This is a genomic window from Palleronia sp., from assembly GCF_042089775.1.
Taxonomy (GTDB): domain Bacteria; phylum Pseudomonadota; class Alphaproteobacteria; order Rhodobacterales; family Rhodobacteraceae; genus Palleronia.
Genome location: NZ_JBELKF010000103.1, coordinates 1 through 9737 on the forward strand (window position 1 = coordinate 1; position 9737 = coordinate 9737).

The 9737-nt window shown below is 68.1% G+C and carries 11 protein-coding genes; 6 read left to right on the plus strand and 5 right to left on the minus strand.

Annotated elements, in window-relative coordinates; translation table 11 throughout:
- Positions 1–267: 267 nt before the first annotated feature.
- Positions 268–1716 carry an aldehyde dehydrogenase gene (locus ACFDS3_RS17150; RefSeq protein WP_375263574.1) on the minus strand — a complete coding sequence of 483 codons (1449 nt, stop codon included), beginning with the start codon at positions 1714–1716 and terminating at the stop codon, positions 268–270.
- A gap of 14 nt (positions 1717–1730) precedes the next feature.
- The gene (locus ACFDS3_RS17155; RefSeq protein ID WP_375263575.1) at positions 1731–2207 is read right to left on the minus strand and encodes a hypothetical protein; all 477 of its coding nucleotides are present in this window, start codon (positions 2205–2207) and stop codon (positions 1731–1733) included.
- Positions 2208–2377: 170 nt separating this feature from the next.
- Between ACFDS3_RS17155 and ACFDS3_RS17160 the strand changes: the two genes are divergently transcribed.
- The 4 genes from ACFDS3_RS17160 to ACFDS3_RS17175 are packed head-to-tail and all read left to right on the plus strand — an operon-like array spanning position 2378 to position 5739.
- Positions 2378–3205 (plus strand): helix-turn-helix domain-containing protein, encoded by an 828-nt coding sequence (locus ACFDS3_RS17160; protein ID WP_375263576.1) that lies wholly within the window; start codon positions 2378–2380, stop codon positions 3203–3205.
- 43 nt (positions 3206–3248) lie between these two features.
- On the plus strand, positions 3249–3998 hold the full coding sequence (locus tag ACFDS3_RS17165) for an allophanate hydrolase subunit 1 (RefSeq protein WP_375263577.1): 750 nt from the start codon (positions 3249–3251) through the stop codon (positions 3996–3998).
- The gene (locus ACFDS3_RS17170; protein ID WP_375263578.1) at positions 3995–4987 is read left to right on the plus strand and encodes a biotin-dependent carboxyltransferase family protein; all 993 of its coding nucleotides are present in this window, start codon (positions 3995–3997) and stop codon (positions 4985–4987) included. The genes ACFDS3_RS17165 and ACFDS3_RS17170 overlap by 4 nt, the downstream gene beginning before the upstream one ends.
- Entirely contained in the window at positions 4984–5739 is a 756-nt protein-coding gene (locus tag ACFDS3_RS17175) for a LamB/YcsF family protein (protein WP_375263579.1), read from the plus strand. The genes ACFDS3_RS17170 and ACFDS3_RS17175 overlap by 4 nt, the downstream gene beginning before the upstream one ends.
- Positions 5740–5755: 16 nt before the next feature.
- Here ACFDS3_RS17175 and ACFDS3_RS17180 read toward each other — a convergent pair whose 3' ends face one another.
- Complete coding sequence (locus ACFDS3_RS17180; protein WP_375263580.1) at positions 5756–6742, minus strand: adenosine kinase; 987 nt, start codon at positions 6740–6742, stop codon at positions 5756–5758.
- Entirely contained in the window at positions 6739–7383 is a 645-nt protein-coding gene (gene nth / locus ACFDS3_RS17185; protein WP_375263583.1) for an endonuclease III, read from the minus strand. Before nth ends, ACFDS3_RS17180 begins: the two co-directional genes overlap by 4 nt.
- Positions 7384–7520: 137 nt before the next feature.
- Here nth and ACFDS3_RS17190 point away from each other — a divergent pair, with 137 nt between their 5' ends.
- Both ACFDS3_RS17190 and ACFDS3_RS17195 read left to right on the plus strand, forming a co-directional pair.
- The gene (locus ACFDS3_RS17190; RefSeq protein WP_375263584.1) at positions 7521–8348 is read left to right on the plus strand and encodes a methylated-DNA--[protein]-cysteine S-methyltransferase; all 828 of its coding nucleotides are present in this window, start codon (positions 7521–7523) and stop codon (positions 8346–8348) included.
- Positions 8349–8452: 104 nt separating this feature from the next.
- Complete coding sequence (locus tag ACFDS3_RS17195) at positions 8453–9112, plus strand: OmpA family protein (RefSeq protein WP_375263581.1); 660 nt, start codon at positions 8453–8455, stop codon at positions 9110–9112.
- A 126-nt stretch (positions 9113–9238) separates the two neighbouring features.
- Here ACFDS3_RS17195 and ACFDS3_RS17200 read toward each other — a convergent pair.
- A partial coding sequence (locus ACFDS3_RS17200) for a hypothetical protein (protein WP_375263582.1) occupies positions 9239–9737 on the minus strand: 499 nt, incomplete at its 5' end.

The following is a 9737-nucleotide window of genomic DNA, read 5'->3' on the forward strand; positions in this document are numbered from 1 at the left end:
GCATCCGGCAGCAAGCCAGCGGCGCCGTCGGCCGCCATCGCGGATCATCTCGTCGTCAGACATAGGCATGTGCTTAGGCTCAGGACCCATTTTCAGCCCCGAGCATGGCACATGTGCGACCACTGCTTCGTCGTGGCGGGGCGGATCGACCTCCTCAGAGCGCTCACCTGTCGCGGCTGAGTCCGCCCGCGCGAGTCACCCGTGAGATCCAGAGAAACCGCAGCGTCGTCCCCTGTGGATCGACGACGCTGCAGCCCTCCTGTTTCCTCAGATAGGATAGTGCAGCGGTCCGTCCTGCAGGGTGATCCACTTCAGGTCGGTGAACTCCGCGATCCCCCAGTTCCCGCCGAAGCGGCCATAACCCGACGCCTTCACGCCACCGAACGGCATCTGCGCCTCGTCGTGGACGGTCGGGCCATTGACGTGGCAGATACCAGCCTCGATCCGGCGCGCCACAGCGAGCGCCCGCATCGTATCGCGCCCGAATACGGCCGAGGACAGGCCCAGCTCGCTTTCATTGGCGATCCGCACCGCCTCGTCCACCGAGCCTGCACGAATGATCGCCGCCACGGGTCCAAAGCTCTCCTCGGTATAGATGCGCATGTCGGGGGTGACGTGATCCAGCGCTGCCGCGTTCAGGATCGGTCCCTCGCCCCCGCCGGCGATCACGGTCGCGCCCTTCTGCTCGGCGTCGCGGATCAAGTCGCGCACGCGGTCGGCAGCCCCTGTGTCGACTAATGCGCCCAGAGGCGAGTTGCCCTCGCGGGGATCACTCGCCGTCAGCTCGGCCACCTTCTTGGCGAAGGCTTCGACAAAGCGGTCGCCGATGTCGCCGACGGTGATGATCCGCTCGGTTGACATGCAGATCTGGCCCTGGTTCATGTAGGCGCCGAACGCTGCGGCCGCGACCGTGGCCTCGATGTCGGCATCATCCAGCACGATCAGCGGGGCCTTGCCACCCAGTTCGAGCAGCGCGGGCTTGAGGTGCCGGGCCGACAACTCGCCGATGATGCGGCCCACCCGGGTCGAGCCGGTGAAGTTCACGCGCCGCACCGCCGGGTTGGCGATCAGCGCCTCGACGATCTTCGGCGCGTCCTCGGGGTCGTTCGAGATCGCGTTCAGCACGCCTTCGGGAAAACCCGCCTCGGCCACGGCTTCGACGATCAGCGCGTGGACGCGGGGACAGAGCTCGGACGACTTCATCACGACCGTGTTGCCGCAGGCCAACGGAGTCGCGATGGCCCGCACGCCCAGGATGACCGGCGCGTTCCAGGGCGCCATGGCCAGCACCACGCCCGCCGGCTGGCGGATCGCCATGGCCGTCGTGCCGGGGCGGTTCGACGGAATGACCTCGCCCTTGATCTGGGTGGTCAGGCTGGCGGCCTCGAGCAGCATGTCGGCCGCGAGCATGACGTTGAAGCGCGCCCAGCCCTCGGTCGCGCCGATCTCTTCCTTCATGGCCGCGACGATGTCGTCCCCGCGGGCCTTCAGGTTCTCGGACGCGGCGAGGAGCTTGGCACGACGCTCGCCCGGGCTCGTCTGGGACCAGGCGGGGAAGGCGCGCGCGGCGGCGTCCACAGCGCGTTCGGCATCCTCAATCGAGGCAGCGGCGGCTTCGGTCGCGACGTCGCCCGTCATCGGGTTCTTGCGCGTGAAGCTGCGATTGTCGGACGACGCGCTGTAGGCGCCGCCGATGTATAGGTTCAGGCTTTCCATCTACGGGGTCCTTCTCAGGTTACACAAGCCGTGGCGCCGCCTAGAAAGGCGCGCACCACGGCGGGATCGGATCGCAAATCGACGGCGGGGTCAGAGCCGGTGATGCGGCCATCTTCGACGAGGCAGGCGACATCAGCCAACGCCAATGTCGCCGGGGAATTCGGCTCCGCGACCAGCACCGTCAGGTTGGTGTCGCGGCTACGCGCGCGTACGAGCGGGGCCATCTCCTGCTCGCCCCACGACATGGTGCCGGCGATCTGGCCGGGCCGCTGCGACCTGTCGAGCATGGTCGCACGGGCCTCGCCAACCTCGTGAACCCACAGCTCGTTGTTGGAAATGGCGGTGATCCCGGCGCCAGTGGTGTTCGCCCCGGCGCAGCCGATCCAGACCGACTCCTCCTGAGCCGAAGCGGTGCCGGCAGGGAGGGCGAGTTCCGCAGAAGCGGCAAGCAGACGGATGCCCAGCGCGCTGCGGCGCGTCATTCTGGTCATTGCGATCCTCCCAAAGTCGCTCCGTTGGCCAGAGCTTGTCCGTCCGGCGATCTCGACCGGCTGACGTATTCGGGACGCTAGCGTGTCGCAGGGCCGCAGGAAATGCACTCTTGCGACGATGATTTGCATTTTTGCTGGCGGCGCGATGCCTATTCCGGCACCCTCGCCCCATGCAGCCCGCCCCCACCCGCAACGCCCGCATCCGTGTGCAGCGCATCCGCAGCCCCCTGACCCGCGTAGGCTATGCGCTCCCCGCCGGCGTGTCGCACCTGCTGCTCCTGTCGTCCGGAACGGTGCAGACGGACACGGCCGTCGACGCTCCCCGCCTCTGGTGGCGCCCCAAGGGAACGGCGGTCGAGATGCTGGCCGAGGCCGGCACCCGCGCCACACTCCTGTCGATCCCCGAACCGGCGCTGGCGCAGTCGCTGCCCGCCGCGACCATCGGCCAACCGCTGCGGCAGGAGCTTTCGGTGCCGCTTCAGGCCAACGACCGGATGATGCCCCTGATCGACGGCCTCGAGGCCGAGCTTGCGACCGGCGAGGCAGGGGCGGACGTGGCGGCACGCCACTACCTCGCGCTGCTGCTCACCCATGTCTGGCGCCGCACCCGGGCCGAGCTTCTGACTCAGGGCGCCACGACCGAAGGCCTGGCCGAGCGCTTCGTCCAGCTCGTGACGCAGCACGCAAGGCAGCACTGGACCGTCGCCGCCTATGCCCGCGCGATCGGCGTCAGCCGCGACCGGCTCCGCTCGGCCGTCAAAGGCGCCACGGGCCTGTCGCCGCAAGCCTACCTGCACCGTCACCTGATCCGCGAGGCGTCCGAGCTGCTGAATGGGACCGCCACGCCCATCGGCACCATCGCCTTCCGCCTCGGCTTCGCCGACCCCGCCTATTTCACCCGCTTCTTCTCGCGCGCGGTCGGCACCAGCCCCTCGCGCTTCCGCGCGTCGGCCAAGCGCCGGCCGAATGCCGAAGGGTCTTACGCGGCGTGGCCATAACCCCCTCGACCCCCGCGCGCATTTCGCTAGGTTCGCGAACAGGATGCAGGACGTCACCGACACCCCCGACGCGTTTCCCCGCCTGACCCCCCTGGGTCTCGACGGTCTTCTCGTGACCTTCGCCGACCGGCTGGACGAGGCGGCGAACCGCGCCGCCCTCGCCTTCCGCGCCGCCATTGACGGCGAGGCGTGGGAGGGGGTGCTTGAAACCGCCACCTCCCTCGCCTCGACCTTCATCGCCTTCGACCCTGCGCAGCTGGACCGCCAGAACCTTGCGACGCGCCTGCGCGAGCTGCTCGACACGCGGGACTGGTTCGCAGCCGAACTGCCCAGCGGCCGGCGGCGCCTGACGATCCCGGTCTCGTTTGACGGCGATCACGCCCCCCAGCTCGACGAGGCGGCAGAGCTTGCGGGCCTGACCCGCAGCCAGGCCGTCGCCGAGATCTGCGCGCGCCCGGTCCGCGCCCTCGCCCTCGGCTATGCACCGGGACAGGCCTACCTGGGCGAGCTCGACGCGCACTGGAACATCGACCGGCAGCGGGACCTGACCCCGCGGGTGGAAACCGGTGCCCTCGTCACCGCAGTGCGGCAGTTGATCGTGTTCGCGACGACGACGCCGACGGGCTGGCGACAGATTGGCATGACCCGCTTCCACGGCTTCCGTCCCGACGATCCGGACCGCCCCATCGTGCTCGCCCCCGGCGACGAGGTGCGCTTCACCCCCGTCTCCGCCGCGGAACTCGACGCGCTTTCCCCACCCGATGGCGGCGTGACCGTGGAGGATGTCGCGTGACGATCGTGACGCTTACTCGCGCGGGGCCGGGAATCACCGTTCAGGACCTTGGCCGCCGCGGCTACATTGCGCAGGGCCTGTCCCGCGGCGGGGCCGCCGATCGCACCGCTCTGCTCGCCGCCGCGGCGCTTCTGCGGCAAGAGGTGACCGCGGCGCTGGAGCTGCCTCCCGCCCCCCTGACGCTCGTCGCCGATGGCCCCATCCGCTTCGCCCTGACCGGAGCCGAGCGGCCCGCCCAGATCGGCGGCAACCGCCTTGCATGGAACGCCAGCCACCGCCTGCCGGCGGGCGAGAGCCTGACGTTGTCCCCCGGCACCGGCGGCTATGCCTATGTCTCGTTCGGCGGCGGGCTCGCCACGCCGACGCGCCTCGGCAGCCGTGCCGCGCACTTGGCCGCCGGTATCGGCGCTCCGGTCGCATCGGGCGACGAACTGCCCCTCGGCCAGGTCGACGGAAGCGCCGCCGACCTTATCCTCGATCCCGGCCGCCCCGCCACCGGCCGGCTGCGCCTTTTGCCCTCGGCCCACACCGCGCTTTTCCCCGACGACCAGATCACCCGCCTGCAAGAGACGACCTTCACCCGCGATGCCCGCGGCAATCGCCAGGGCATCCGCCTGACCCATGACGGCCCGCCCTTCGGGACCGAAGGGCAGCTGTCGCTCCTGTCCGAGATCGCCCGCCCCGGCGATATCCAGATCACCGGCGACGGCAACCCGATGCTGCTGGGCCCCGAATGCCAGACCACCGGGGGCTATCCCCGGATCGGCTGCCTGCACCCCGCCGACCTGCCCCGCGCGATGCAGACCCCGCCCGGTGGCACGCTGCGACTGGCCTTCGTCCCCCTGGACAAGGCCCCGTGGCAGAGCGAGGACGAAATCCTGCGCGACATGCGCGCCCGCACCGGGCCCCGCATCCGCGACCCCCGCGACATCCCCGACCTCGGGGCCTACCAGCTCATCAGCGGCGTCACGACCGGAGAGGCACAATGACCCAGATCGACCTCAACGCGGATATGGGCGAAAGCTTCGGCCCCTGGAAGATGGGCGATGACGCGGCGCTGCTGGACGTGGTGACCTCGGCCAACATCGCCTGCGGTTTCCACGCCGGGGACTGGGACACGATGGCGGCGACCATGAAGGCGGCCGTCGCGAACGGCGTCGGCATCGGCGCGCATCCGGGCTTTCCCGACCTTCAGGGTTTCGGCCGGCGCCAGATGAAGATGCCCTACGAAAGCGTCGCGCACCTCGTGCAGTACCAGCTGGGCGCGGCGCGGGCGATGGCGCGTGCGGCCGGCGGAAAGGTGCGGCACCTGAAGCTCCACGGCGCGCTGTCGAACATGGCCCAGATCGACGGTGAACTCGCCCGCCACGCCTATGCCGCGGCACTCGAGGTGCAGCCAGACATCGTGCTGATGGTGCTTGCCGCCACGCCGATGGAAGAGGCCGCCCGCGCGCTCGGCGTGCCCTACGCGGCCGAGATCTTCGCCGACCGGGGCTATGCCGAGGACGGCACGCTGATCCTGCGCGGCCAGCCCGGCGCGATGATCACCGACCCCGAGGAAGCCGCCGCCCGCATCTCGGCCATGGTGCGCGAGGGCGCGATCATCACCCCCATGGGCACCCGGATCGAGACGCGCATCGACACCGTCTGCCTGCATGGCGACGAACCTTCGGCCGTCGCGGCCGCCCGCACGGTGCGGGCGCGCCTTGAAGCCGACGGAGTCACCGTCGCGCCCCTGTAAAGCCGGCGCTCGCGCTTCAGACGAGCCCCAGTTGACGGAAGCGGGCCATCATGTCGATTTCGGGGCGCGGGCCGATATGCCCGATGACCTCGGCCGCCGCGGCGACGCCAATCTTGCCGCACGTCTCGATGTCGAGGCCGTGCGCATAGCCGTAAAGGAACCCGGCGGCGAATTGGTCGCCCGCTCCGGTCGCGTCCACGGGCACGACACGCTCCACCGGCACCTCGATCCGCTTTCCCTCAGCCAGCAGAACGACCGACTCACCCGAGCGCGTGCAGACCACCATCCCGCACGCTTCGGCCGCACGGGCCAGCGCGCTATCGAGATCAGTCTCGTAAAGTGTCGTCCACTCGTCCTCGTTGCCGATGACAAAGTCCATCTCGCCCGCGATCAGCTCCTGGAAATCGGCGCGGTGCCGTTCGGTGCAGAACGGGTCCGACAGGGTGATCCCGGCGCGCCCGCCTGCGTCGTGCATCAGCTGCGCCGCCCGGCGGAACGCGGTTTTCCCCTCTTCCTTGTCGAACAGGTACCCTTCGAGAAACACGATGCCGCCTTCGGCAAAGGTCGCCTCGGGCACGTCGCGGGCGCCAAGGTCGGCACCCGCGCCGAGATAGGTATTCATCGACCGCTCGCCGTCGGGCGAGACGAAGATCATGCAGCGCGAGGTCGGCAGCGCGGCGTCCGCCACCGGCGCGTTCGGAAAGCCGATGCCGCCCGCCTCCATCCCCTCGGCATAGCCGCGGCCAAGCGTGTCGGCCTTCACCTTGCCGATGAACGACGCCGGCAGGCCCAGCTTGCCGATCCCCGCGATGGTGTTCGCCACCGATCCGCCCGGCGTCTCGGTCCGCTCGCCCATCGAGGCATAGAGAAGCTCGGCCCGCTCACGCTCGATCAGTTGCATGATGCCCTTCTCGATGCCCATATGCTCGAGGAAGTGGTCGTCGGCGCGGGCGATGACGTCGACGATGGCGTTGCCGATGCCGATCACGTGGGGGGTCTTCATTCGGTCTTCTCCGGATAGGGGCAAAGGTCGCGGATCAGGCAGGCCGGACATTTGGGCTTGCGCGCGACGCAGGTGTAGCGGCCGTGCAGGATCAGCCAGTGATGGGCGTGCAGCGCGAATTCGGCCGGCACGTTGTCCTCGACAGCCCGCTCGACCGCGACCACGTCCTTGCCGGGCGCGATGCGGGTGCGGTTGCCGACGCGGAAGATATGTGTGTCGACCGCCTGCGCGGGATACCTGAACCACATGTTCAGCACCACGTTCGCCGTCTTGCGCCCGACGCCGGGCAGCCCTTCGAGCGCCGCGCGCGACGAAGGCACCTCGCCGCCATACTCGTCCACAAGAATTCGGCTCAGCTTGATGACGTTTTTCGCCTTGTTGCGAAAGAGGCCGATGGACTTGATGTGCTCCACCAACCCCTCTTCGCCGAGGTCGAGCATCTTCTGCGGCGTATCGACGGTGGCGAACAATGAGCGGGTGGCCTTGTTCACGCCGGCATCGGTGGCCTGCGCCGACAGCGCCACGGCCACGACCAGGGTGTAGGCATTGACGTGCTCCAGCTCGCCTTTCGGCTCCGGCTCCGCGTCGCGGAAGCGGGTGAAGATCTCCTTCTGGGCCGCATATGGAAGCGCTTTTACCATCTCGACCGCTTCTGCCCCGAAGCCCCGCCCGGTGGCAAGCACTGCGCCCTGCGTATTTGTCGAAGGTATGATCTGCATTGCGCAGGTTTCGGGTCGCGGGACGCGCGGGGCCGGCGTAGATTCGCGCCATGACCCAGATGCAGAACATGGAAACACGCTATCACTGGCAGCTGATGCGCCGGGCGATCGAGCGGCTGGACGCAGGGCGCGAGATGACGCTCGAGGAGATCGCGGCCGAGATGAACCTCAGCCCCGCGCATTTCCAGCGGCTGTTCTCTCGCTGGGCCGGCATCTCGCCCAAGCGGTTCCAGCAGTTCCTGACCCTCGGCCACGCCAAGCAGCTGCTGGCCGAACGGCACACGCTGATCGACACGTCGGGCGCGGTCGGGCTGTCCGGGCCGTCGCGGCTCCACGACCTGTTCCTGCGGTGGGAGGCGATGAGTCCCGGCGACTTCGCCCGCAAGGGCGACGGCCTGACGATCCACTACGCCTCGGCCGACGGGCCCTTCGGCCGGATGCTCGGCATGGCGACAGACCGTGGCCTCGCCGGGCTCGCCTTCACCGAGGAAAGCAGCGAGGACGAGGCCTTTGCAGACCTCAGCACCCGCTGGCCCGCCGCCCGTTACATCCGCGAAGACGCCGCCCTCGCCCCCCATTTCACCGCAATCTCCGGCGGAGGCGAGGCGCGGCTCCACCTGATGGGCGGTCCCTTCCAGATCAAGGTATGGGAGGCGCTTCTGGCCGTCCCCGAAGGCCGCGTGACCACCTATTCCGAGATCGCCCGCGCCATCGGCCACCCCAAAGCGCATCGCGCAGTCGGCACGGCGGTCGGGCGCAACCCGATCTCGTGGCTGATCCCCTGCCACCGCGCGCTCAGGCAATCGGGCGAGCTTGGCGGCTATCACTGGGGCCTGCCGGTCAAGCGGGCGCTCCTGGCCGACGAGGCGGCGCGGACCGGGTTCTGAGGCAGCGAAAACGCGCCGTTCACGAGGAATTCTCTGGGAACTGGCGTACCCTCGTCTATATCAATGGGCCGAGATGTGCGTCTCGAACCATTCAGAGGACACCCATGATTTCCTTCAAGACTCCGCTTGTCGTCGGCCTGCCTTGCGTTCTGCTGCTCTCGGCCTGCGTGACCTCCACCGGCCCCACCGACCCGAACCGGACCCGCCAGGGCGCGCTGATCGGCTCGGTCGGCGGTGCGCTCGCAGGGGCCGCGCTCGATGCCGATGACGGCAATGACCGCTTTCGCAACGCCGCCATCGGCGCCGTGGTCGGCGGCGGCGCGGGTGCCACCGCAGGCGCCTTCCTCGACCAGCAGGAGCGTGAACTGCGCCAGCAGCTGGGCACGGGCATCGTGATCCAGAACACCGGCGACGCTCTGATCGTGCGCCTGCCGCAGGACATCCTGTTCGCGACCGACAGCGCCTCGGTGCAGCCGGGCCTGCGCGACGACCTGCAACTGCTGGCGAACTCGCTGCAGAAGTACCGGGCCTCGTCCGTCGAGATCCAGGGCCACACGGACAACACCGGTTCGGCCGCCTACAACCAGGACCTGTCCGAACGTCGCGCCCAGGCCGTCAGCTCGATCCTCATCCAGAACGGTGTTTCGCCCGCGCGCCTGCGCGCCGTCGGCTACGGCGAGAACCAGCCGATCGCGACGAACCTCAGCGCCGAGGGTCGCCAGCAGAACCGCCGCGTCTCGGTCGTCATCCGCCCGACGAACTGAGCCGACCTGCATAGCAACAAAGAGCCCCGTCGCGCAGATCGTGGCTCGTACCGGAAACTGGGACATAGCACCCCGGAAACAATATGTTTCCGGGGTGCTATCACGTTAGGCGGCGATGTAGATCGTTCAATAGGTTGGCACGACGGGGATCTTGCTCTCGTTCAAGCTCTTGAGGACCTGACCAAGATCTCGTTCCATGAGGAACGAAGGCCCGACCAGATCCCGCTCTTCCTCGCGTGCGAGCTGAGAGGTGTTTCCAGCTAATCTCAAAAAGCTGCCCCATTTTTCGCTCTTGTCGAAGATCTTGCGAGTTCCATCCGGAGACATAAGAGCTTCAGCTTGCGAACGATCGGCCGCCAGCTGGTTAAGGAAAGCACTAACTCCTGAAAGGATTGCCAAGTCTCTTGCAACATGGCGCACAATCACATGCGAAGGGCAGTGGAAAACTACGCTGGCAATGTCATAGCTGCTGATTGACAAGTCTTTTTCACTGTCCGCGCTGAGATTCTTCAGCAATCGTATGGCCATCTTCGCGCCACCATCGGTTTCCTTACCCTTTTGGTCAAGGTCTGATGACCTGAGCCCCGTTTCTTCCTCCGGTTTGAGGTAGAGTCCGCTCCAACGA